This window comes from Aquimarina sp. I32.4, assembly GCF_002924285.1.
GTDB lineage: Bacteria > Bacteroidota > Bacteroidia > Flavobacteriales > Flavobacteriaceae > Aquimarina.
This window is the reverse complement of sequence record NZ_PGUB01000007.1, coordinates 12,759-38,490: the sequence shown is the minus strand read 5'-3', so window position 1 is coordinate 38,490 and position 25,732 is coordinate 12,759. Positions and strand designations below refer to the sequence as shown.

Annotated in this window: 21 protein-coding genes, 1 other RNA gene and 1 pseudogene; 6 read left to right on the top strand and 17 right to left on the bottom strand. The window is 31.8% G+C overall.

The annotated features are described in order from the left end of the window. Nucleotides 1-97 precede the first annotated feature (97 nt). A pseudogene (locus CVD18_RS02635) lies at nucleotides 98-1,857 on the bottom strand (DNA polymerase III subunit gamma/tau). Between the two features lie 129 nt (nucleotides 1,858-1,986). Between CVD18_RS02635 and rnpB the strand changes: the two are divergent. Continuing rightward, nucleotides 1,987-2,296, top strand: an RNA gene (gene rnpB, locus CVD18_RS02630) — RNase P RNA component class A. Nucleotides 2,297-2,361: 65 nt separating this feature from the next. Next, complete coding sequence (bshA, locus tag CVD18_RS02625; protein ID WP_103863893.1) at nucleotides 2,362-3,489, top strand: N-acetyl-alpha-D-glucosaminyl L-malate synthase BshA; 1,128 nt, start codon at nucleotides 2,362-2,364, stop codon at nucleotides 3,487-3,489. Between the two features lie 75 nt (nucleotides 3,490-3,564). Here the strand turns inward: bshA and CVD18_RS02620 are convergent, their stop codons facing one another. The 15 genes from CVD18_RS02620 to CVD18_RS02555 form a co-directional block, all read right to left on the bottom strand. Next, nucleotides 3,565-4,197 carry a hypothetical protein gene (locus CVD18_RS02620; RefSeq protein ID WP_103863892.1) on the bottom strand — a complete coding sequence of 211 codons (633 nt, stop codon included), beginning with the start codon at nucleotides 4,195-4,197 and terminating at the stop codon, nucleotides 3,565-3,567. Nucleotides 4,198-4,359: 162 nt separating this feature from the next. Continuing rightward, the gene (locus tag CVD18_RS02615; protein ID WP_103863891.1) at nucleotides 4,360-5,415 is read right to left on the bottom strand and encodes a DUF2931 family protein; all 1,056 of its coding nucleotides are present in this window, start codon (nucleotides 5,413-5,415) and stop codon (nucleotides 4,360-4,362) included. Nucleotides 5,416-5,440: 25 nt separating this feature from the next. Beyond that, nucleotides 5,441-6,883, bottom strand: a complete 1,443-nt coding sequence (locus CVD18_RS02610) for a phospholipase effector Tle1 domain-containing protein (protein WP_103863890.1) — start codon at nucleotides 6,881-6,883, stop codon at nucleotides 5,441-5,443. 133 nt (nucleotides 6,884-7,016) lie between these two features. Next, complete coding sequence (locus CVD18_RS02605) at nucleotides 7,017-7,793, bottom strand: hypothetical protein (RefSeq protein ID WP_146052687.1); 777 nt, start codon at nucleotides 7,791-7,793, stop codon at nucleotides 7,017-7,019. Nucleotides 7,794-7,806: 13 nt separating this feature from the next. Then, nucleotides 7,807-8,427 carry a hypothetical protein gene (locus CVD18_RS02600; protein WP_103863888.1) on the bottom strand — a complete coding sequence of 207 codons (621 nt, stop codon included), beginning with the start codon at nucleotides 8,425-8,427 and terminating at the stop codon, nucleotides 7,807-7,809. Nucleotides 8,428-8,429: 2 nt separating this feature from the next. Beyond that, nucleotides 8,430-11,189 (bottom strand): OmpA family protein, encoded by a 2,760-nt coding sequence (locus CVD18_RS02595; RefSeq protein WP_103863887.1) that lies wholly within the window; start codon nucleotides 11,187-11,189, stop codon nucleotides 8,430-8,432. Between the two features lie 6 nt (nucleotides 11,190-11,195). Continuing rightward, nucleotides 11,196-11,690, bottom strand: coding sequence for a DUF4280 domain-containing protein (locus tag CVD18_RS02590; protein WP_103863886.1), 495 nt, complete (start codon nucleotides 11,688-11,690; stop codon nucleotides 11,196-11,198). 13 nt (nucleotides 11,691-11,703) lie between these two features. Further along, on the bottom strand, nucleotides 11,704-12,891 hold the full coding sequence (locus CVD18_RS02585) for a LysM domain-containing protein (RefSeq protein ID WP_103863885.1): 1,188 nt from the start codon (nucleotides 12,889-12,891) through the stop codon (nucleotides 11,704-11,706). Nucleotides 12,892-13,028: 137 nt separating this feature from the next. After that, complete coding sequence (locus CVD18_RS02580) at nucleotides 13,029-13,613, bottom strand: DUF6714 family protein (RefSeq protein WP_103863884.1); 585 nt, start codon at nucleotides 13,611-13,613, stop codon at nucleotides 13,029-13,031. 9 nt (nucleotides 13,614-13,622) lie between these two features. Then, entirely contained in the window at nucleotides 13,623-14,126 is a 504-nt protein-coding gene (locus tag CVD18_RS02575; protein WP_103863883.1) for a hypothetical protein, read from the bottom strand. Continuing rightward, entirely contained in the window at nucleotides 14,113-14,283 is a 171-nt protein-coding gene (locus CVD18_RS22475) for a hypothetical protein (RefSeq protein WP_158250377.1), read from the bottom strand. The genes CVD18_RS02575 and CVD18_RS22475 overlap by 14 nt, the downstream gene beginning before the upstream one ends. 2 nt (nucleotides 14,284-14,285) lie before the next feature. Next, nucleotides 14,286-16,106 carry a type VI secretion system Vgr family protein gene (locus tag CVD18_RS02570; RefSeq protein ID WP_103863882.1) on the bottom strand — a complete coding sequence of 607 codons (1,821 nt, stop codon included), beginning with the start codon at nucleotides 16,104-16,106 and terminating at the stop codon, nucleotides 14,286-14,288. Between the two features lie 369 nt (nucleotides 16,107-16,475). After that, on the bottom strand, nucleotides 16,476-17,015 hold the full coding sequence (locus CVD18_RS02565; protein WP_103863881.1) for a hypothetical protein: 540 nt from the start codon (nucleotides 17,013-17,015) through the stop codon (nucleotides 16,476-16,478). A gap of 93 nt (nucleotides 17,016-17,108) precedes the next feature. Further along, nucleotides 17,109-17,603: a hypothetical protein gene (locus tag CVD18_RS02560; protein ID WP_103863880.1), complete on the bottom strand. Its 495-nt coding sequence runs from the start codon at nucleotides 17,601-17,603 to the stop codon at nucleotides 17,109-17,111. 90 nt (nucleotides 17,604-17,693) lie between these two features. Beyond that, a complete protein-coding gene (locus CVD18_RS02555) occupies nucleotides 17,694-18,509 on the bottom strand; it encodes a DUF1338 domain-containing protein (protein ID WP_103863879.1) in 816 nt (271 codons plus the stop codon). A gap of 161 nt (nucleotides 18,510-18,670) precedes the next feature. On the opposite strand from CVD18_RS02555, the gene CVD18_RS02550 reads away from it, so the two are divergent. Continuing rightward, nucleotides 18,671-19,156 (top strand): Lrp/AsnC family transcriptional regulator, encoded by a 486-nt coding sequence (locus tag CVD18_RS02550; protein WP_103863878.1) that lies wholly within the window; start codon nucleotides 18,671-18,673, stop codon nucleotides 19,154-19,156. Continuing rightward, nucleotides 19,146-22,085: an FAD-binding and (Fe-S)-binding domain-containing protein gene (locus CVD18_RS02545; protein ID WP_103863877.1), complete on the top strand. Its 2,940-nt coding sequence runs from the start codon at nucleotides 19,146-19,148 to the stop codon at nucleotides 22,083-22,085. The genes CVD18_RS02550 and CVD18_RS02545 overlap by 11 nt, the downstream gene beginning before the upstream one ends. Here CVD18_RS02545 and CVD18_RS02540 read toward each other — a convergent pair. After that, on the bottom strand, nucleotides 22,072-22,932 hold the full coding sequence (locus CVD18_RS02540) for a UDP-2,3-diacylglucosamine diphosphatase (protein WP_103863876.1): 861 nt from the start codon (nucleotides 22,930-22,932) through the stop codon (nucleotides 22,072-22,074). The two genes, CVD18_RS02545 and CVD18_RS02540, sit on opposite strands and share 14 nt — an antisense overlap. Nucleotides 22,933-23,224: 292 nt before the next feature. Between CVD18_RS02540 and aroC the strand changes: the two genes are divergently transcribed. Further along, nucleotides 23,225-24,289, top strand: coding sequence for a chorismate synthase (gene aroC, locus CVD18_RS02535; protein WP_103863875.1), 1,065 nt, complete (start codon nucleotides 23,225-23,227; stop codon nucleotides 24,287-24,289). A 109-nt stretch (nucleotides 24,290-24,398) separates the two neighbouring features. Then, nucleotides 24,399-25,721, top strand: coding sequence for a dicarboxylate/amino acid:cation symporter (locus CVD18_RS02530; protein WP_103863874.1), 1,323 nt, complete (start codon nucleotides 24,399-24,401; stop codon nucleotides 25,719-25,721). The last annotated feature ends 11 nt before the right edge of the window (nucleotides 25,722-25,732 follow it).

Below are 25,732 nucleotides of genomic sequence, written 5' to 3'. Positions count from 1 at the left end.
GAATAATTATTTATTTAAATCGATTACAAAGATATTATATTATTAATATACTTCTAAGTATCCATGATGTATTGATGTGAGTATTTTATACAAACAATTAGATGTCTAAATCAAAATCAGCACGTAATTTATCGATCAACGGGTTTTTCTCGCGTAATTTGTCGTATTTATCTTGTGGAGTAAATGCGTATTTTTTAGAAGCTTCTTCGTTTACAGTGATTTTAAGTTCAATACTGTAGTTGTCTAATTTTTTATATAGATATTGTAATAGTCCTGACTGGGCAGCTTCTAGGTCCACCTTCATAGACTGATTAGGTAATTCTAATGAAATGTACCCTTCTTGAAGAGTAGGTATATTCATGGCAAACATAGAACCAATAATACGTTCCCCTTTTTTATCCTGCATTTTTCCATATTCAGTCCAGGCTGTTTGCATTTCTGCTTCTGTAAAGGGTGAAGTTGGTAGGTTTGTAGGATCAACTACTTTTTCTTCTTTACTTACTTGGTGCTCTTTTTTTCTTTTAATACTACTCAACGATAATCCAGAAGTCCTACGTTCTCTATTAATTATAGATGGTTTTTTCTCTGTGGTATTAATAGTAGTAGTCTCTGACTCTGTTGATGAAGCTGTTGTAGCTTTTGTGTCGTTACTAGTTTCCTGTATAATTTCTTCTTGTTTAGTTTCTGGCTTTTCTACAGTATGTTCTGTTGTTCCTGAAGAAGCTTGCTTTGATTTACTTTCTTTTTCTTTAAAATAAGAAGGAGGAATTATATAAGGTTGGTTATTTTTTTTTTTTCTCCATCCGTAAGGATAGAAGCAAGTTGCATAAGGCATAATTCGACGAGCAGTCTTTGGTTACGACTGGTTTTATACTTTAAGTCGCAATCATTGGCAAGTTCAATCCCTTTGATTAAAAACTCATGTGGAGCTTTTTGAGATTGTTCTAAGTATTTTGTTTTTGTTTGTTGCCCTACTTCGAGAAGATTAATAGTTGCTTGATTTTTACAAACTAATAAATCTCTAAAATGAGATGCAAGACCAGCAATAAAATGATGTCCATCAAATCCTTGTGCAAGGATATCATTAAACTCTAATAATAATTGAGGAATATCATTCTGTAGTATTAGATCAGTAGTTTTGAAATAGGTTTCATAATCTAGTACATTTAGATTTTCTGTAACTGCTTGCCGTGTTAGATTGGTACCACTAAAACTTACGACTCTATCAAAGATAGATAAAGCATCTCGCATAGCGCCATCAGCTTTTTGAGCAATAATTTGTAAAGCATCTTCATCTGCAGTTATACCTTCTTGGGTAGCAACTTGCATAAGATGATTTTTTGCATCGGTAACAGTGATACGTTTAAAATCAAATATCTGACATCGAGACAAAATTGTAGGTATAATTTTGTGCTTTTCTGTAGTTGCCAGAATAAAAATAGCATGTTTAGGGGGTTCTTCTAATGTTTTTAGAAAAGCATTAAAAGCTGCTTGAGATAACATATGTACCTCATCTATAATATATACTTTATATTTTCCTGTTTGAGGAGGAATTCTCACTTGATCGATCAAACTTCTGATATCATCTACCGAGTTGTTTGAAGCGGCATCAAGTTCGAAAATATTAAAAGCAAAATCTTCATCGGGATCTTCATTCCCTTCCTGATTAATGGTTTTGGCAAGAATTCTTGCGCAAGAAGTTTTCCCTACCCCTCTAGGACCAGTAAATAACAATGCTTGTGCCAAATGGTTATTTTCTATAGCATTGAGCAACGTATTGGTAATAGCCTGTTGTCCCACAACATCTTTAAATGTTTGGGGTCTATATTTACGTGCAGATACTATAAAATGTTCCATCGGCTACAAAGTTAAAAATTGCAGGCAAATAATGAATTGTAGCCTTCGATTTTTATTTTTAGTTATTAACATGAAAAAAATAATTCTGATTTCAGAATCTAAAAGATTAGAATTATGATACTTTTGCAGAAAGCAGATCACCTTATCGCTTCTGTTTGGGCAGAAGAGGAAAGTCCGGACACCATAGCACAGTATAGCGGGTAACGCCCGTCCGTTGTAAAACGAGGACAAGTGCAGCAGAAAGTATGTACAGGTAATGCTGTAGTGAAACCAGGTAAACTCTATGCGGTGCAACGCCATGTAAACCAGCTTTTGAGGGTTGTGCGCCCAATGTTGGAGGGTAGGCGGTTTGATCCTAATAGTAATATTAGGGCTAGATAAATGATAGGGGCTCTGATTTAGTTAGAGAACAGAATCCGGCTTATGATCTGCTTTTTTTAAAATTCCTTTAACAATATCCAATACTAATTTTCTTGTACCTTGTAGCACAAGAAAACTATATTTATGAAAATTGCAATTGTCTGCTATCCAACTTTTGGAGGTAGTGGAGTAGTGGCCACAGAATTGGGAATATCTTTGGCAAAATTAAACCACGAAGTTCATTTTATTACTTATAAACAACCCGTTCGGTTGAATCTTTTGAATCCTAACATTCATTTTCATGAAGTGAATGTACCTGAATACCCTCTTTTTCATTATCAACCATATGAATTGGCTTTATCTAGCAAATTGGTTGATACGATCAAAAAATATAAAATTGATGTGTTGCATGTACATTATGCGATACCTCATGCGTATGCAGGATATATGGCGAAAAAAATGTTGGCAGAAGAGGGAATTCATGTACCTATGGTTACTACATTGCATGGTACTGATATTACTTTGGTAGGAAACCATCCTTTTTATAAACCTGCAGTTACGTTTAGTATTAATAAAAGTGATATAGTAACTTCTGTCTCACAAAGTCTTAAAGAGGATACCTTGCGTTTATTTGATATAGAAAAAGAGATAGAGGTAGTACCCAATTTTATAGATATAGCTCAAAAAAAGACAAGCTTTACAGATTGCCAACGAGAATTAATGGCTACTCCTGAGGAACGTATAGTAACACACATCAGTAATTTTAGATCTGTAAAAAGAATTAGTGATGTGGTAGATATATTTTATAATATTCAAAAGAAGATGCCTGCCAAGTTATTGATGGTAGGAGAGGGGCCAGAGCGTGAACCTGCGGAGCAGAGATGTAAAGAGCTAGGAATAAAAGATAAAGTGATTTTCTTTGGGAATAGTAATGAGGTCGATAAGATTTTATGTTTTTCTGATTTATTTTTATTACCATCAGAACGAGAAAGTTTTGGACTGGCTGCACTAGAGGCTATGGTAAATAAGGTTTCTGTAATATCAAGTAATGCGGGAGGAATCCCAGAAGTAAATAGTCAAGGTGTTTCTGGATATCTTAGTAATGTAGGTAATGTGAAAGAAATGTCGCATAATGCAATAAAAATACTAAAAGATGATGCTACATTAGAGATGTTTAAAGAAAATGCATATAGAGAGGCTATGAAATTTGATGTGAGTAATATTATACCACTTTATATAAAAACATACGAAAGTGCTTTAGCAATAATATAGTGATTTTACTATCGTTTTTATGATCTAATTAATAACAAGATATGAGGTGATAATTGAGTATATATTGGGAACTTTTTAGTTGGTAAGTGTTGATTTAATCATAAGAGTTTGGTCTATATATACTGTAGTTTTTGATAGGTCAGTAGGGTGGTCTTCCATATAGTTATTTTTTTCAATATAGATTTCTGCATACTTAGATTTCCATATGTCCATACAATCAAATTGGCATAAAGGTTCTTCTGAAATAAATTGGTAGGTATTAGTAAGATACTTTTTAATTTTTTGAGTTATAGGAGTATGTTGATCTAAGAACTCTAAAAACAATTCTTTTCTGTGATTTATAAGACTATCTTGTGGTGTGTCTTTATTAGAAGAATTCGTTGTATAGGATAATTCTGGTGCGTTTAGCTCTTTTTGTTCGAATGTAAATATAATGTTTTGAACCATTTTATTTTTTACAAGAACTTTAATGTTTGCTATAGGAGTATCTAAAAAAGTAAAATGGGTATCTTGTACTTCGTAATATTCTAGTATATTTTCAGCATCCTTTTTTTCCTGCTTATGATATTTTATGATTTGATTGAGCATTGTGTTCATGCCTAGACCACTACATAATTCGTTTAATTCATATGTTTTTTCTTGTGCATTACTTGATGAAACATAGAGGAGTGTAGTTGTAATAAATAGAATAAGACCAATTTTATACATAGAGATTAGGGTAAGAGAATTAATGTTTTACTTTTTTGTATGTGTTTGCATCAATCTTTTAACTGATGTGCGTTTAGGGAAATTGGAATTTTCTACACTATTTTGATATATTGTTGCTATAGCAGGGGTATATCATTGATTGTTTATCAAGTTATTGCTATGCTAATCAGGATATTTACCTACATTTATACTATCGATTTGTATTTCTTTTTTTATAGATTCATTCTGTAGAAAAGCTTTGATTGATGTTTTATCATTAGATGTATTTACATCATAGAAAATGGCGGCAGTATCTTCTTTTTTCTGGTATACCTCCTCAAATACCTTAAAAATGCTCTCTTCATTAAAATGAATAGTACCCTCATATCTTTTTCCTTCTGTCGTTTCCCAATCAATAATCCCTTCATAGGGTAGGGCATATTCTTTAAGGGTATTAAAATCATATTCTTTAAATTTTAGAAATGCTTTCTCCCCATTAAAATAATGATAATCCAGACTTGTTAATTTTTTTTCTTCTAGAGGAGCAGTATTCCATTTGTATTTTTTTCGATACTTATCCCATAATCCAAATGGTGGCCCTGTTTTAATTAATTGTTGTTGAATATCAACAGGTATTCTTTTTATAAACCGCTCGCAATACTGTTCTAGTGATTGATCTATACCTTGAGGTGCTAAATCTTTGTATGTGATTTTATCTGTTTTTTGCCCTTTAAAATAGCCTATTTCTATCTGTTCTCTTATTCCTTCTATCCATACAGCGATTATCCCCCCAGGGGCAATACTTACTTTAAAAGAAAAATTGTGAGATATTTTACCATTTCTCATTCTAATATTTCCTTTTTCAAATATTTTTTCAATTTTTTCTGTATCCAGCTCAAAATCGCCTAAATATGCTTGCTTTTCTACAGTTGATACCCATACAGCTTGTAATCGATGGGGAAGAGGTGTTGGTTTGTTACCTTGTGTATGAGATCTGCCACCCCATCCCCAGCCATTCTGATATCCTGCTGCTCCAGCAGGTACATATTTACTCCCTCCATCATAAATAAGATTGGCATAATAAAAAACACCTGGATAATTTTTTGGAGCACCCCCTTCTACATCCCATTTATAGGTTTTTATATCTTGATGTATTGCCATTTTGTTTATTTTATTTTTACACCCTATAAGTGTTAGTATAAAAATGATTCCTATAAGTACTTTATAGAGATATTTCATAGATTTTTTACTTTATTAGCTATAGTTATCCAGAAATAATCTGTCGACCTCCTTCTCTTGGCGCCATTGGTTCTACAGTTGTAGGTACTCCTACATTTAGATTTTTATAATTATGAGAAATATGCAAGTATTGATTTCGTAATTCTCGTAACATCACATCATCAGCTACAAATTTTTGATAGTTAGGATGATGTTCTGTAATATTTCCTTTATCCCGTAATAATTCAAAAACATCACCATTATCAATAAACTTATCCAGACGAGTTTTTACCTTGTTTAAAAAATCATTAAGAGGGAAATCATCTTTTAAATCAGAGTCTTGAAATTCTACTTTTCCTTCATTTTTGGAGTAGTTCATCATGTAGTATAGGGGTATGTGGCTGTATGTATTGGATAGATTAGTTCTGTTACCTAATAATTCATCTATACCAGTTTCATCTATGATAATTTCACCATCTAGATACCAGCCTTCATCTATATAACGCTGTTGTTCTCTACGAATGGGGTCAGGGGATGTATGAGCAAAATCATATAGAATAAGCCCATTTTCGTTCATGCCATCTACATATCCACCACCAATATCAGAGTGTACCCCTGGTAAATTAAGAGTTTTTCCTTTTCTAGCACTACTAATGTCTGTTAAGGAGAAATTAATACGTTGTTCATCTGCAGCTGTGAGATGTAGTGTATAATTGGTACTACCTAAACTATTTAGATTTAATTCTGGTACATCATTTTCAAAATTTGGATCTGTATCTGGGTAAAAAGTATAAGAATCATTCAAATGATAAGAAGATACCGTATCATACAGGCCAACAAAATTAACTTTTACAGTTTCTACGACTATATCAATTCCTGCAAATAATACTCCTATATGCCCATGTGGGTGATTCTCTGGTGGTCTATTATCATCGGGTCGGGTATTGGTTATTCCTACTTCATGCACAAAATTACGTGCTGCCGCGGCACCTCTACTAAATCCATATACATTGAAAGTAAAAGAAGCACAGTCAACTTTTTCTAGAACTTGCTCTACTTTTTCTAATATATTTTGGCATCCTACTCTTACTTTTCCTAGCACTCCAGTATCGATATCATCATCATTTGGGTCACTAGAACCATATCCCATCCCAATACTTTCATCTTCTTGGTAATCTTCTGTACCAATACCTTCTGTATATATAGAGAATATTTCTTGCTGATCTGTAACTACATATTCTTCTAATCGAGAAACATTGGATTCATCGTTATAAAAACTAGTATCTCCCCCTGAATCTGCGATAAAATTATCGGGATTATCATTTGGGTTATAGGGTAATCCTTTTCCACGATTCTCACTGGCAACACGAGATCTCGTATTGTTTCGGTTGTTTAAGGTTCCATCAAAAAAAACATTGACAATAATACTTTTACTCTCTAATGTTTTGTCCTTACTGGCTTCATAGTTTCCAAATTTAATCTTTGTCATATGGTTCTACTTTTTTGAGTAATTACACCTGTTCTTTTTGAATTTCTTCTAATTTATATGAATTAGAAGAAATTATTGATATAAAGGAGGTTTGTTTAAACATAGAAGGGGTTTTAGATCATAATAAGTGAGATCAAATAATTTCAAAATTAGACTTCCCTTCAGGTATATAAAAAGTTACATCTATCATTAATTCTTCTTTTGTCTTTCTATTTAATAAATATAAGGCAGATTCTCCATTTGGTTTTTTAAGTGCAGCAGTCTTTCCGTTGGAATAAATAAATAATAGAGCACTTTCTTCTATTATGGGCATTACTTGAAAACCTGATTCGAAATCAGAAATTAATTCAGAGATTCTAGCTTGTGCATCTTTGTTGGATAGATACATCGAGGTTGCCATATTCAATTCTCTATTTACAATTTTTTCTTGAAACATTTCATATTTACCGTTCTTGATAATACTCAAGAGGTTGTGGTATGCATCAAGTAATTTTTGTTTAACATCCTTAACATCATTTAAATCAGTTCCGTTTTGCCAAGCTTTTAATTTATAAGGAATTTCTGCTTCAAAAACTCCATTTTTTTTGATGATTGGTAATTTTTGATCTCCGATAGGTTTGGATTGATATTCATCAAACTGGTTTTGAAATTTAAAATCATTAGTAACATCAAATAACATTACTTTAAACCTTAAATTAGCTTTAGGATGTAATTCAATTTCTCCTGTATTGGGTAACATTGTAGCAGAAATGGTTTGTTCTCCATTTTCTAATACTGCATAATTAATAGGAATCAATGTAGCTACTTGCCCTTCTATATTTTGCGTAATCACTGGATAATCATTTATTCTGATTTCAAACATACAGGCAGATGCACTAAAATCGATCATATAATATGGTAATATACTCATGATATGTATGTATTTATTTTTTTGTATGCGTATTGACTAGTCTTTCTGCTGATGTGCGTTCAGGAAATGTTAAATCTTTCGCATCATTTTTTATGATATAAACAGCTGTTTCTATACGTTGTTGATCATTTAAACTAGAATAATAGAAATCTAAAATAATTGAAGTTTTATCTTCTTTCCATACAAAGCTGTTGTGTCCATATAATACACTTTCTTTGGGTATTGTAGGTACTGGATGTAGCTCTTCTGGGTCTCCATATTGTTTTTTTAATAGAGTAAATAGTTCTTCATTTTTTCCTTCTATGTTGAAATGAAGTCCAGAAATCTGATTATCTCCTCCTTTTTCAAGAGCTTTATATGTGTAAAAAACAACTCGACTCGTTCCTATTTCGGGTCGTTCGAATTTTATATTTTTATAACTATACTTTTGAACCTCATTTGTTGTGAATGAAGGAGTTCCTGTCGCAGGATCTATTTTATCACTATAAAAAAGAGCTCTTTCTGCTTTTGGTACCAATGTAAGAAAATCTTCTGATAGTGTTAATTCAGATAAGTCTATTCTGGATTGAGATTGGCATGAACTAAAAAGTATGATCATTATAAAATATGTAAAGTATTCGATTTTAATTTTCATTTTTAAGTGTTTTTAATAAGAGGGATTTGTGCTTTAAATTTAAAGGTTTCTTCTAAACTTTTGATAACATCAAAAGGTTCTACAATAACGGCTTTTCCTTGTGAAATAATATCTTCATTATCAGTGCTAGGTGTACCTCCCCATAAGATTTTCTTTTTAGAAGAAAGTCCAACTTTTCCTTTAACTACATATTCTGCAGTGATTCCATCAAATCCTAGTTTTGGGGTGTAATATAATCCTTGATCATTATAGTTGACTCCATGACCAAAAGTTACAGCAGCAGAACCTTTGGCGCTCATTTCAAAATAGCCTTCAACTTTTACAATAACTAAATTAGCTTCTGCCTTGACCCACATTCCTGCTTTTAATTCAATTTTTAAAGTATTTGTTACTTCTAGTTTAGCTTTATCTTCTTTTTTAACGCTACCAGCTGTATTAAAATTAAACCCAACACTGGTCTTTATAGTACTAGATATTACTAAGTCTATATAAACATCAGCGCTAGCTTTAAAACCAAAATCATCTGTTCCTACATCAACCCCAGTATTCATAATACCTTTTAGTTCTCCATAAAGCCTCATAGCAGGCTGTGATGCTGTTCCTCCGGTAAAAGCACCAGCAACAGCTCCTACTGCTAGGCATAATAAATCTACGGTCATTTCTAAACCAATCAATGGCTCAGCATTAAAAGAGATGTCTACTTTAGTGCCTAATTTTTCATTTACCTTTTCTAAATTCCAAATTCCTTGTATATTAAGGTTTGGTGGTTTTATTTCGAATTTCATAGGAACTCCCTTAAAACCGATATTTCTAATTTGACCTCCAGTCTTTTTTGTAATTCCTTGAGACATGGAGCCTATAGAGGAGAAGAGGTCGTATAATTTTTTGAATTTAGCTTCATATTCTAATTTTAGCTCTTCATTTCTATTATATGTTCCAGAATTATTGGTGTCCCATTCACTTTTTAGGCTAAACCCAAAGGAAGCGTCTTTTTGTTTCCATCTGTTTTCTGCTCCTATTTTTCCTGCTTTTTTTTGTAATTCTTTATGTTTTGATGCTGGCTGATCTTTCCATGTGACACCTAAATCATTAGTTAAGTTTAGGAAGAATTTTAATGTCCATTTTATATCTGGATATACTTTTAATTTTACAGCAGGGTATTTCTTATTAGAGTAATACCTACAACTATGTAAATGAATATTATATACAGCTGCAGAATCGCCTCTTTTGCCCATAATACCTTCTACTATATTATATTTTGGCCAAATATATTGTAAAGGAGCAGGATGATATTTAGTAAGAGTAGATTGAATAGGGAAAACAGCAGAAGTTCCAGAACCACTATAAACTTCTGCGTCAGGCGAATTTATAATAATTTTATTTGCATGTTTGTTCTGATTTCTATAACAATCTTTGACTTCGAAACCTTCTATATCTAATATAGTATCTTTGGGGCTACTTGGTGCAATAGTTTCTATCACAATGGCATTAGCGCTATGATTGGCGAATTTAAAAGATATATCAACTCTTCTGGCATCAATATATACTTCTTCATTTCGTTTTTTATAATCATCGGCACTTTTGATGTTATATTCTCCTTTTCCTGTACTATTAATCCGAGCTCCATCTAATCCACCTTGTACAAAAAAATCTTTAACTGCATCTCCTCTTTTTTGAGATAATTTTTGATTATAGCCTTCTTTACCGATAACACAAGCATATCCACTCATATTAATTGTTGTTCCTATATGCTCAAGAAGAAAACCTAAAATATTATTTAGAATTTTTTGAGCATCTGGAGCAATACTATAATCGTTGAATTGAAAATGGACACTTCTATTGATTTTTTCATCAGTGTTTTTGACTCCTTTTAAACCTTTTCCGTTATCAAATACTGGAATAGGTGAATTTACAAGTTTCCCTTTTTTAACTTCTGGTATGGTTAGTGTTAACTTATTAAATTTACAAGGTTCAAATCTTTCTGCGTTTACTTCGGCTTTAAATATTTTGGTTGGAGTTATATTTTCTGATGGCTTAACAAGGTTGCTAGACATTTTATCTTTTACTCTTAAAAAACGAGCATGAATGGCATCTCCATTATTATCTATTACATATTTTCCGTTAGAAGTTTTGACTTTAATAAAAAATTCTTCATTATCATTTCTGTTTTTTACTTTGGCCATCCATAAATTTGTGTCACCAATTTTGTACAATGCTTCTCCTTCTTTGACTTTGATTCTCTTTTTTTGGACAACCAAGGTGTCATCAAAAAAATAAGATCTGTTGTTGTACACTTCTATAGAAATATAATCACCACTAAGCCCTTCTGTCTCTAGCCATAGATATACAACATCACCATAAGCTATTGGGACTTTTCTTATATCACTACCTTTGGGTTCTGATCGCCATTCACTTTTTTTGATAATTGGTTTTGTATACCCATTGATATAAATACCTGCTGAATTTTTAAAATCCCGATTTCCTGATAGACTTGCTTCTAAATAATAAGAATAAGAACCACACAGTTTTTTATTGAATGTAGCTTGAAACTCTTTTCCTTTGACTCTATGTAAAATGGTCTTTCTATCATTTGTTTGGAGTAACCAGAAAACATCATTTTTTTTGTCTTCCTCTGTAGAGGCTGGTAGCCATTCATTTACAACAAATGTTAATTCTTGATCTGGTTTTACGGTTGCTGTTCCTCCACTATAAGCATAGTGGGCTGTACTAATCATTTTAATTTTTTTAACTCCTCTTGCCATAATTTGTTATTTAGCCGAAACAATAATGCCTTCTCCTTTATATTCTTTGGTTTTTAAATCATTTGTATTAACCATTGGATTTAATTGTGCTTGAGTGTCTTCGTCTGCATTTTCCATGTTTTGCTGACTGGGTTCTGCAATTTGCCCATGGTTAGTAATTTTTACACAGGGAGCCCCAAAAATAGCACAAGTAGCTTTGCTATCTTCTACAATGATATTTCCTCCATTTTTTAAGAGTGTATCTTCATAAAAACCTGTCCATTCAGTAATCATGGGTTGGCATGGTTTGTAGCTACTACCCATAGGTTGTAACTTACATTGACCAAACGTGTTTGCTTGAAAAGGTTGTCCTATTTCTAAGGTTGTTGCAATTAGTTTTTGACTTCCGTCTTTATCATTAGCATATTCATATTGATGAGAACTAACTTTTAACATATCTGGCATGAATCCATGCTGACATTCACAGGTGGCTCCTTGTACTACAACGTGTTTTTCACTCATAATTATTTGGTTTTTATGAAAACAATGATTTCCAAAATGTTTTTTTCTTTTTATCGGTGTTATTTTCTTCTTGAAACTTTATAGATTTAGGATGGCGTTTGTGTTGTATTTGAGAATCATTGTCTAGCTCTGAGATAGTAATGGTTCCTGATTTTGTTTTAGACATATCTAAATCACAAGATAAATATATAGATTGTATTCTATGATCTTTTGAGTTTAAAAAATAAAGAGCTCTGTATTTTCCTTTTACAGGAGTATGATTTCTATCTATAGAAGTAGGGAAGTAGGCTTTTTTTTCTAACTCTATTTTATTTCTTGGGTCTGTGCATTTACCATCGATTTCTATTTTAATACGGTTATCTTTAATAAATATACTTCCCTTTTTGCTAACTGTGTATTGTATATTTTTTGTGTTTGGTAAAATTGGAAATTCTATTTTATTGTCTACTTCTAATTTATCATTATACCCAGTATAAATTTTATTGAAATATGCTTTAAAAAACCAATCATTTTGTAAGTGTTCAAAGAACAGATCTTTAGTAAATAAAGTTTGCTCAAAGAGATGAAAGTATTTTTCGGCAACTGAACCTTGATAATAACTTAGTTTTTTTCTTTTTTGTTTTTTCCATCTCTTTACAATATCTTGATGATTTACAATATCTAATAGGTTGAGATTGTTATCTGTTTTTACGACTAATGGATATAGTACCTCTGTACAAGCTACTGCTAATTCATCTGCAATTAAATTTGGTTCTTCGTCATTGATGAAAATTTTAGAAACAAGGTCTATGGATATAAAATTGTGGTCAAGTGCTTCATTTTCTGGATAAAAACGAAGGCTTAATTTATATTTTATGGTATTTTCTTTTTTTCCTGATTTAATGGTTTTTAAGACACCATAATTCAAATCATTTTCTGGGAACTCTAAACGTAGACCACCATAGAAAGACTTTTTTAAAGTGTCTGGTTCTGGGACTTCTTTATTTAACCATACTTCTTTACCATTAATAAGACTATATCCTTTTGGGGGTAAAACTATTTCTTGTAAAAAACTAGGTAATCTATCTTGTATGTGTTCATATATTTCAGAGCGTTTATTGTGATATTGTATCAATTCATTTACATCAACATCATTATCTTTAGCAATTGACGCCAATGTATCTCTATTTTTTATTTTATATGTTCTGTAAATTGTCTTCAAAATAGTTTTACTAATCTTTTAGATATGCAATCATTTATTACTGTAGTTGTATGTAATATAGAGTGTTATAGGTTGGTTTATTCATAATTATTATATACTTAAATTAATTGACTAGAAAGATGTTTATCTCTAATTATTTAATTGTAAATAAACCAATATCTATTAATAGCAGTTTGTGGTTCATTATTAAAAAAATCATCAGAATGGTTTTTATCAATAAATTGTAAAAACTGTAATATTGCTTCATTTTGTTCTTTAGTAAATAAATTTACCTTTTCAAAAAATTGATGAATCAATTGATCTGTGTTTTTTAAATTGTTTTGTAAAATTTTATTGAAGTCCAAATTATTCATAGCCATATCAATTTTATGCTTTTTTATTGCATTTGCAAGCAAAACTATGTCTGTTTCAGAAGGAAGTGTTAGTAGGTTTACTAAAATATCTGGTATGCCATCTGCTTCTACATATTCTTTTAGAGAAAAAATCATAAATGACGGTAAGTAATATTTGAAAGCTTCTTTTGAAAAAAAATTTAAAGATGTTGATGCTTCAAATAAAAAATTATTAGGTAACTCTTGCCATTTTTTATTTTTGAAAAGCTCTTTAACCTCTATACATTCCAGATGTTTTCCACTATTATCGTATACTAATTTTTCATCACCAGGGTATTTTTGCTGATTAAATGCTTCTTCAATTTTTATAATTAAATCTATTTTTTTCATATTAATAAATTACGGGATTGGAATAAGGTTTCTGGGAGGAAATAACCTAGTTCCTTCAGAAATTATTAAATATATAATCAACGCAGTACCAGTTAATCCAGTAATTTCCGTCATTTTCTCCATAAAATCTTCATTAGAAATCGGAACCATTTGTTCTGGTAAGTCAATTGGTTCTGGGGCATTTACTGGCTTGCTACAATTTGTTGCAAAAATAGTTTGACACCTAATTAAAGAGTTTATAGCTTGTATTACTGCTTGAATATGACCAATATCACCACCTTTAAAACATGTTTCATTTATAGTTGTTCTTGATTGGATGCATTTGTTGATTCTTTTCATTTTATCACTGAGAACCATGCATTGATCACTAATTAGACATCTTGAAATTTGACCTTTACAGTTTTTGTTTACTTCATTTTGTAGTCTAACTCTTTGGGATGTAGTACAATCAGAAGGTATACTTTCTCTAGAATTATTTTCGGGATGTCCGAATTTAATTTTAGGCTCCGCCATTGTTGATTACTTTTTTATTGCTACTTAAATTCATATCCCCATTAAGAGCATCTATAATTATTTTATTGGCGTTTTTATAAATCTTTTTACCAACAATACATTTGTATTGATCTTTAACTTCTATTTTATAATTTTTCGCTTGTCGTGTAATCGCCATATCTAAAACAATTTACTTTTTTCTGCACTATTAATGTTCACTGTTTTAGAGCTTTGCATGGTGAGGTTTTCTTCTGCACTAAATAAAGAAATTTCATTAGCATATTCATCAGAAGTGCCTGATTGCCTACTGTAATCTTCATCAATAATATCGTTGCGATTATCAGATATTTCTGTCATATTCCCAGAGGCATTTAGTGTCATATCTTTATTAGCAACAATAGATACATCTTCTCCTGCACTTTTACTTATGTTTCCTCCAGCGCTTATATCAATGTTTTTTCCTGCATTAATCTGTATGTTTTCACCAGCAGTAATGTTTATATTTTTTAATGCATTAATTGTAATAGTTTCTCCAGCAGTATCTATGACAAGGTTATTTCCTTTTTTATCTGTGATTGTGATACTTTCACCGTTTTTGGTGTCATTTAATTCTATAGTGTGTCCTGATCGCGAACGTATCGCTTTGATATCGTTTGCATTTGTTTGCCAGCTATCAGGTTTGGCAGCCCCATTATATAATGTTCCTGCTATAAAAGGACGTTCTGCATTACCTGATTCAAAATTGATAACAACTTCTTCATTTTTCTCGGGTAAAAAATGAAACCCTTTATCCTTACCAGCATGTGGTGTCATCATTCGTAACCATGGTGTAGATTCTCCTAATGGTTTTTGCCAAGCAAATTGTACCTTAATTCTTCCTAACCCTTCTGGGTCAGAATTATCTACTACGGTGGCTATTTGTACTTCACTCTTAGGGAATCTAGTTATATCCATTTTTGGGTAGGCATCAAAATTGGCATCTACCGCTTCAAATTCGTTTTTATAAACGCCATTTTCTGTATTGGTATGAATTATTTTGATTACACGGTAACTACCGTACCCGTTGATTTTAATAACTTCACCAAGATTCACCCCAGGATTGTCACTACTACCTTTAGAAATTATTTGTTGTATGGCACGAGCTTTTGTGTATTGCTCAATTTGCGTATCTAGTTTTGACTTGGTTGTATTATCATTATATAAAGAATGATGTATTTGTCGTTGTTTAGTATATGTTTCTTTAGATTTATTATCTATAAAGCCATGATATCCTTCTTGAGGAATAGCTACTTCTGTACTACTTTTTTGATGTGTACTATTAATAAGATAGTCATTGGTGAAATAAGTAGCATTATTTGGTATGGTTTGTAAATGAATTCCGAATTTTTTGACATCTACACCATAAATAAGTTCGGTTTCATCTGTAGAAGGGGTGCCAAATACTAATTTTTTGCCATTATAATAAAACCATTCGTTATGATAAGCAGCTAATCTACTAGCGTAGGCAAAATCACTTTCGTTGTGTTGCACTGAATAATGAATTGAATCACTAGATGTAGGTTCAAATTCAGTTCCAAGCTTACCAGTATCATAACCTTGAAAGGTTTGTTGTAAAATATCTGATAATCCTAGATTAGTATATGAAGTATAGTGATTTATATTATCTGCGAGTATACTGGTACTTTTTGCAATAAGGGTTACTAAGTCTCCTTGTACTTCCTCAAAACCTCTAGTGGCTTTTATCTCTGTGATTATTCCTTTAAACTCTAACTCTCTATAATTGGGTAAACCTAAATTAGCACTAATTTGTATGGTAATGATGCTACCAAGATAATCTTTACTATCACCTATGAGTTCTTCAGAGAGTTTTTCGACTGCATCAGTACGACACACCAATTCGAGGTCATGATGAGCATCTATTTCTTGAATAAGCCTTAAATTTTGGTAAGAGTCTAGTCGTTTGTCGGCTATGTAGATTGTAGTGCTAGTTTGTAAAGCCATATAGGGTTAGTTTTTAATGTTTTTATTTTTTTGTTTTGTTGAGTAGGTGAGTACGGGTAAATTTAGCATTTTATTCATTGAATTACAAATAGATATAAATACGTGGTTAGACGTTAAATCTTTGATTTGTATATTTGATCGATAAAACATATGATTTATTCGATTAAAAGAAGAATTTTATGTAAAAACAAAAAATAATACTGTAAGTGTCTTGCAATAAAACTTATAAGTGCAGAGATAGGATATACAGCTTGAATATGTATTATTCCTGTTTTATGAAGCAAAGAATTGGTGTAACTAGGAGAAAATAAAAAATAAAGCCCTGTTTAGTTTTTAAACTAAACAGGGCTTTTATATAAATTAAATATCTTAAAAAGTGTATCGTGCAGATATTCCAACGCTGGCACCTACATTATCTACATCACCATAGCCGTTATAACGATCTATATTATGAAAATCAAAGGTAGGGCGAATACTGAATGCTACTTGTAAAGGGAAATCAAATTGGTAATCAACACCAAAATCACCTCCTATAAAAGGAAAAATTTCACTATCTCTATCTACTTCTGCAACGGTTATTCCAAAATAACGAGTCTTAAAATCAACAACTCCAAAACCAACGCCAGGTCCAGCAAACCAATTTAGGTTATCCCAAATATTATATGTCCAATGAAAAAATACACCACTACGATATGTAGAGATAAAAGAATTCGATTTGTAACTTAAATTAGCATCAAATCGATTGTGTTCACTTATAATTTGTCGTTGATAAGTAATTTCGGGTCCAAACCCTTCATCACCAATAAACCCCTCAGATAACCTGATTCCTATTGCATTTTTTGGTCTATTTTGTGAATAGAGCTGAGAAGCCGAAATAACGATTAATAGTATAAAAAAAAGTTTCTTCATGATCTTAAAGATTTTTTAAGTTTTAATTGATTATTATGAATGATATGAAAATAATTTATGTTTCTGAAGTTTTTCTGATTAGGAGTAAATAGCTTAGTTAAATTGATATCTGGCACTGAGTCCAAAATTAAAACTAATATCGTTATTAGAATAACTGTCAAAATATATTTCTGGTCTGAAATCGAATGAAATTAATAAAGGGAAATCAAAATTGTATTCTATACCAATATTTCCCGTAATAAAACCAAATGTTTTTTTATCATCTCTGCCATCAATACGTGTATCATAATCCAGAGCTCCTCCACCAATACCAGGTCCAGTATACCAGTTTAGGCCATTGTCTATTGTAAAAAGCCATTGGTGTATTCCTGTTAATTTTATCGCTTTATAAGTACTTTTTCCTTGTAGCGCAAGCCCTAATTCTACACGTGTGTTTGTACTTAGGGCATTTTGATAAGAAGCCTCTGCCCAGAAACCATCACCGTTACTAAGGCGTAGTCCAATAGAATGCTCTGAGATTTCTTGCGATAGTACTGTATGAGTACTTATAGATAGAAAAATGAATAAAAAAAATAAATACTTGATCATAATCGTAAAATAGTAATATTCTATTCTCGACCTATAACGTCATAAATCAATTATTCTGAAAGGAGAAATCTTAAATTTTTGTTAATAATTCTATTGTTTTTCTTGTAACTGCATATCCGTACTTTCAAAAATTTTATCTGCAGAATCAGCAATAAAACCATTAAAAATGACTCCTTCACTATTTTGATAACGATATGAAAACTCATAGTAACAAGAAGTTATTTTTTTAACAGTTTCTTTAAATTCAACAGTAACAATATCTGCCAATATACTTGATTGTTCCAAAAGTAGAGATGAGGAACCTTTTATTTCTCCTCCTGAAGTGTTCATGTTGAATCCGTTTTCTTTTAGAAATTCGTTTACTTGAGACAGATTATCGAATGTTTTTAATTTATTTACATCTACAGTAAAGTGATTAGAACAAAAACCGTTTACATACATCCACGCAGCATATTCTGATTCAGCAAGTAAGGTATTATAGTTTTCGAGAGATGGTATTTGCCAAACTCTACCTTTCAGAATAAGGTTTTTTTGTTGTAGCGTATGATCATCTACTTGATCTAAAATTGTACGTACAAGATTTTGTAGCTCTACAGAGAACTCTTCTAGAATCAATTCACTTATAAAAATTTTGGGTGCATCAGGGTTACTTTTATGCTCAAAATGTTTGGCATATAACTTCTTCTTTTCAAAGTAATATTCTCCTTTTGGTTCATATCCCATAGTAATAAAAGGAGTTGCCAAGACATCTATATGTACTCTAGGATCATTAAAAGTACGAATTGCAATATGGTCATTAAAAACCGTATTTCCTTCTGCTTCAAAAAGATCTTTTATTTTTTGTGCGGCAGGAGTTTTTAATGTGTATTGTTTCCAAAGTTCTTCAAAAAAATGAGTCAAATTCATATCTTTTGTGTTTTTATTTTTACCAAAAGTATTATTTTTGACTATTATAAAAGCTTATTGTAATCATTTTTAACTTTAATGTTCTATGTTTTGTGTCATTTTTAAAAGATGCTTGATTTTTATTACCATATTGACTTTGACATTTTAATTTTTTTATAAGTATGAATCATTTTGATTATATAGACCAACAAATCTTATTACAGATCCGAGAAGATGCTAGAAAACCTTTTTCTCAAATAGCAGAGAATTTAAAAATCTCGAATTCTTTGGTGCATCAAAGAATTAAAAAATTAAAACAGAATGGAGTCATCAAAAAAGCTGAATTTGTAGTAGATGAACAACAAATTGGTTTTAAGACAAAGTCTTTTGTTGGAATTCGCCTGAGAGAAGCTAGGTATGCAGAAGAGGTAGTAGTAGGTTTAAAAAAAATTCCTGAAATATTAGAATGTAATTATGTTTCTGGGTATTATGCCATTTTCATTCTTATTTTTGCTCATGACAATCATCATTTAAGAAAAATTCTGTACGAGCAGGTACATCAGATTGATGGAGTGGCAGGTACAGATAGTTTTATTTGTTTTGATACCAATTTTAGAAGACCAGTATCTCTTAATTCTTTAGGAAAGAAAAATACATATGATCAATAAAAATATATTGACATCTTTACAAGATCAATTAGAAGGGGAACTTTTATTTGATACACTTACCATATCTTTATATGCCACAGATGCCTCTGTGTATCGTAGAGTTCCTATTGCTGTTGCATTTCCAAAATCTATTAATGATTTAAAAAAAATCATTGCATTTGCAACGCAACATCACATAGGTTTGATTCCTAGAACAGCTGGAACTTCACTAGCAGGACAATGTGTGGGGGAAGGAATTGTAGTAGATGTCTCCAAATATTTTACCAAAATAGTGCATGTAGACCAAGAACAAAAAATAGTTACAGTTCAACCAGGTGTGATACGGGATGATCTTAATCGATTTTTGAAACCATATGGATTGTTTTTTGGGCCAAATACATCTACCTCTAATCGATGTATGATTGGGGGAATGGTAGGAAACAATAGTAGTGGTACTACATCAATACAATATGGGGTTACCAGAGATAAAGTGGTAGCAATGCAAACTGTTTTATCTGATGGAAGTGAGGTTTCTTTTTCAGAAATATCAATAAATGAATTTCATAAGAAAAGGACATTAGAAACTTTTGAAGGGAAAATATATCAACATATTTTTGAAGAACTTTCTTCAAAAAAAGTTCAGGAGCAGATTATTACTAATTTTCCTAAACCAGAGATTCATCGTCGTAACACTGGGTATGCAATTGATGAATTAATTGACTCTGATGTGTTTTCTGATAGTACTAAGCATTTTGATATGTGTAAATTACTCTCTGGTAGTGAAGGTACATTAGCATTTACTACAGAAATAACTTTACAGTTAGACAACTTGCCACCAAAAGAAGCATTAATGATTGCTGCCCATTTTACAACTATTGATGATTGTATGAAAGCGGTAGCACCTATTATGCAACATGCATTGTTTACATGTGAAATGATGGATAAAACAATTTTAGATTGCACAAAAAATAATACAGAACAATTAAAAAATAGATTCTTTATTGTTGATGATCCAGAGGCGATTCTAATGCTTGAACTTAGAGCAGAGAATCAGGAGAACTTAAATAAGCAGCAGGAAGTATTATTAAAAACATTGGATAGTGCAACCTCAAGTTATGCTAATCCAGTATTGAAAGGATCAGAAATCGATCAGGCATTAGAGCTTAGAAAAGCTGGTCTTGGCTTATTAGGAAATATTGTAGGTGATAAAAAAGCAGTTGCCTGTATAGAGGATACAGCGGTTGCAATACCAGATTTGGCAGCATACATATCAGAATTTACAGACCTTATGGAGTCCTATGATCAGCAAGCGGTTTATTATGCACATGCAGGTGCAGGAGAGATTCACCTTAGACCTATTCTTGATCTAAAAAAACAAGAAGATGTTGTCCTCTTTAAAAAAATTACAGATGGCGTTGCTTCTCTAGTAAAAAAATATAAAGGGTCTATGAGTGGGGAACATGGTGATGGTATTGTAAGAGCACCATACATAGCATATATGATAGGTGAAGAAAATTATAAAATAATAGAAGGGATTAAACATATTTTTGATCCCAATGTAATATTTAACCCAGGTAAGATTGTAAATGCTTACCCTATGGATCAAAAGTTGCGTTATGAAATAGATAGAAAAGAGCCCGAGATCGAGACGCTTTTTGATTTTACAGATTCACTTGGAATCTTAAGAGCGGCAGAAAAATGTAACGGTAGTGGTGATTGTAGAAAATCTGTAGCCTCAGGAGGAACCATGTGCCCTAGCTATAGAGCTACAAAGAATGAAAAAGATACCACTAGAGGTAGAGCCAATGCATTGCGTGAATTTTTGACTAATAATGATAAAAGAAACAAATTTGATGCAAAAGAATTAAAAGAGGTTTTTGACCTTTGTTTAAGTTGTAAAGGATGTTCTGGGGAGTGCCCATCAAATGTAGATGTTGCTACATTAAAAGCAGAATTTGAATATCAGTATCAAAAAGAAAATGGTACGTCATTACGCACAAAATTGTTTGCAAATTCTAATAAGTTAAATGATTTAGGAAGGATTGTGCCAGGGCTTATGAATTTTTTCTTCAAGAATAGATTTACTTCCAGTATTTTAAAATCAACAATGGGGATTGCTCCAAAACGAGATTTACCGTTATTGAGTAAGCAATCATTACGTAAATGGTACAATCAAAATATAGATAGACTACAACCAGAAAACCCAATAAAAACGATCTACTTTTTTATCGATGAATTTACAAATCATCTAGATGCAGAAATAGGTATTGATGCTATTGAGTTACTTGTAGGATTAAATTATGAGGTGAAAATAGCAAACCATAAAGAAAGCGGACGAACTTTTATTTCAAAAGGAATGTTACAGCAAGCCAAAAAGATGGCTAATTATAATATTGATGTCTTTAAGGAGATTATAACTGAAAAGACTCCTCTTGTTGGGTTAGAGCCTTCTGCTATTCTCACTTTTAGAGATGAATATTTGAGGTTGGCTAATGACTCTAAAGCATCAAAATCTATAGCAACACATACGATGTTGATTGATGAGTTTTTATATGCTGAAATTGAAAAAGGAAATATAACTTCTGATCAGTTTACTACAGAGCCCAAAAGCATTAAATTACATGGGCATTGCCATCAAAAAGCATTGTCTAATATAAGAGATACTTTTTCTATTTTGAATTTACCCAAAAACTTTAAAATAACCATTATCCCATCTGGATGCTGTGGTATGGCTGGGTCATTTGGATATGAAAAGGAACATTATAATATTAGTATGCAAATAGGGGAGCAAACATTGTTTCCAGCAGTAAGAAAAACACCGGAAGAAACAATCATTGCAGCTGTAGGAACAAGTTGTAGACATCAAATACATGATGGTACAAGCAGGCAAGCATTACATCCTGTGAGTATTTTAAAAAATGGATTATCTACAAAAACTAAAGCTTCTTGATAGCGGTATTAGTTATTTGATCTACCAAAAAAGAAGCATGTATTGCCTCAAGATTTGTTTTGATGCTCTCAGGTTCTTCAATAGCATCTTGATAAGCTTCCAAAGCTTCTTTTTCATAATAAATAAGCTTCCAATCACCAGAATTATATTCTAATGAAGTTAGATTCTCGATCCAATCGCCTGAATTAAGGTATAAACAAGAACCATTTTTATCTTTATATCTTCGTATTTGTGGTTGGTGGATATGACCACAGATTACATATTGATAGTTGTTTTTAACCGCTAATTCTGCAGCTACATCTTCAAAATCATTAATGTATTTAACTGCTTTTTTTACACTATTTTTTATTTTTTTAGAAAGAGAAAATTTTTCCTTTCCTATATGTGTCAAACACCAATTAATACCCTGATTAAGAAGAATAAGCATATCATATCCCCATCCTCCAAGTTTTGCTAACCATTTTGCGTTTTGAATAGAAGTATCAAAAACATCACCATGAAAAAACCAAGCCTTTTTGCCATCCAGTTCTAGTACTAATTTGTCTACTAGTTTAAAATCACCTATTTGAGTATCACTGAATTTACGTAACATCTCATCGTGATTACCAGTAATATATATAACTTCGGTTCCTTTTGAAGCAAAAGAAATAATCTTCTTGATGATTTTGAGATGCGATTTTGGAAAATATCGTTTCCTAAATTGCCATATATCTATAATGTCTCCATTAAGAATAAGGGTTTGTGGTTTTATACTATTCAAGTAATTAAGAAGCTCTTTGGCGTGACATCCATAAGTGCCTAAATGGATATCTGAAATTACAACAAGCTCTACAGTACGTTTTTTCATACAAAGTACAATGGTTATACAAAGTAACATACCTATTATGAATCGTGTATTAAGAAGATGTAAGTATATTGTTATGTAGTCTTTACTAATTTGATATAGCATATTAATTAACTATAAATGATTTTTGGTATCTAGAGATTCCTTCAAACTATATCATTTTGTTATGTTTATCACATTTTATAGCTTATTAATAAAGTTTTAATGTATAATTTGGGTTAAAATATCATTTTTTATATCATATTACTACTTTGTTTTTGAAGATTAAAAATTACATTTGTTAAAAATTGTATGTATGGCAGGAAATACATTTGGTAACCTATTTAAGGTAACTACTTTTGGAGAATCACATGGTGTTGCAATTGGAGGGATTATTGATGGATGCCCTTCGGGCGTAAAATTAGATTTTGACGCAATTCAGGAAGAACTAAACCGTCGTAAACCTGGGCAATCAGCTATTGTAACACAACGTAAAGAACCAGATACAGTAGAGTTTTACTCAGGCATTTTTGAAGGAGTAACTACAGGCACTCCAATTGGTTTTGCAATAAAAAATGCAAACCAGAAATCTAAAGATTACTCACATATCAAAGATTCATACAGACCTTCACATGCAGATTATACATATGATCAAAAGTATGGTGTTAGGGATTATAGAGGAGGAGGTCGTTCTTCTGCTAGAGAAACTGCAAGTAGAGTAGTTGCAGGAGCCATTGCAAAACAAGTATTATCAGATATAAAATTCAATGCTTATGTAAGTGGTGTAGGTGCTATCAAATTAGATAAAAAATATAGTGAACTTGATCTGTCATTAACAGAAAGTAATATAGTACGCTGTCCAGATAAAGAGGTTGCTGATAAAATGGAAGCATACATCAAACAGATAAGAAAAGAAGGAGATACTGTTGGCGGAATCGTAAGTTGTGTGATTTCTGGGGCACCCGTAGGTTTGGGTGAACCTGCTTTTGATAAGTTACACGCAGAATTAGGTAAAGCGATGTTATCAATTAATGCTGTAAAAGGATTTGAATACGGAAGTGGTTTTGAGGGTGCTGTATTAAAAGGTAGTCAACATAATGATTTATTTAATACCGATGGTACTACAAAAACCAATCTTTCTGGCGGGATACAAGGGGGCATCTCTAATGGTATGGATATCTATTTTAATGTAGCGTTTAAACCTGTTGCTACGATTATGCAAGATCAAGAAACTATTGATAAAGATGGGAATATAGTAACTATGCAGGGAAAAGGAAGACATGACCCTTGTGTTGTGCCTAGGGCTGTACCCATAGTAGAAGCTATGGCAGCTTTAGTATTGGTAGATTATTGGTTGATGAATAGAACGATTAAAAAATAATTCACAAAGATAAAAGTTAATAATTGCGGTAATCTTAATAAGGTTGCCGTTTTTTTATTTTTAATTTATATCTTCGACGCTGTTTTGTTAAAAATATAAACAATTCCTTATGAAAAAATTAGCACTCCATTGGCAAATAATGATCGGAATGATACTAGGTATAGTATTTGGATTTATTATGACAACATTTTCATGGGGCAAAGGAATTACAGGAGATTGGATTGCTCCTTTTGGTACCATCTTCGTAAATCTATTAAAACTGATTGCCGTACCCCTTATTTTGGCTTCTTTGATCAAAGGAATTTCTGATTTAAAAGATATTTCAAAGTTTAAGAAGATAGGAGGAAGAACCATTATCATTTATATTTTGACAACTGTAATCGCAATAACTATAGGCTTGTTATTGGTTAATGCTTTTAAACCAGGAGAAGGTATCACTCCTGAAACAATAGAGAAACTAACTAAAGAATATGCTGGTAATGCAAAAATATCAGAGCGTATTGCTGAAGCAAGCAGACAAAAAGAAAGTGGACCACTACAGTTTATTGTAGATATGATACCTCAAAATGCTTTTAAAGCAATGAGTGATAATAAAATGATGTTACAAGTAATATTTTTTGCTATATTTTTAGGAATTAGTATGTTACTTGTGAAACCTTCACAGTCAGAGCCTCTTAAGAAATTCTTTGATAGCCTTAATGATGTAGTATTAAAGATGGTCGATTTAATTATGCTTACCGCACCCTTTGCTGTTTTTGCATTATTAGCTAATGTTGTGGTAACTTCTGATGATCCCGATATTTTATTAGCATTATTAAAGTATGGAGGAGTAGTAATATTTGGATTGTTGTTGATGATTGTGTTTTATTGCGTTCTTGTTGCTGTAATTACAAAGAAATCTCCATTTTGGTTTTTAAAACAAATTAGTCCCGCTCAATTATTAGCATTTTCTACCAGTTCTAGTGCAGCGACACTACCCGTTACGATGGAGCGAGTAGAGGAGCATATAGGCGTTGATAAAGAAGTGTCTAGTTTTGTGCTACCAGTTGGAGCAACTATCAATATGGACGGAACTAGCTTGTATCAAGCAGTAGCTTCTGTATTTATTATGCAGGTTCTTTGGCCAGAAGGATTAACTTTTAGCAACCAAATAACTATAGTATTAACCGCTTTATTAGCATCTATAGGATCAGCAGCGGTTCCTGGTGCAGGAATGGTGATGTTGGTTATTGTGCTAGAGGCAATTGGTTTTCCATCAGATAAATTACCTATTGGGTTGGCATTAATTTTTGCAATAGATAGACCATTAGATATGTTACGTACAACTGTAAATGTTACAGGAGATGCTACTGTATCTATGATTGTAGCAAAATCAGTTGGTAAATTAGGAAAACCTAATGTAAAAGATTGGGATGATGACTATAAAGGGTAGTTTTTTTATAA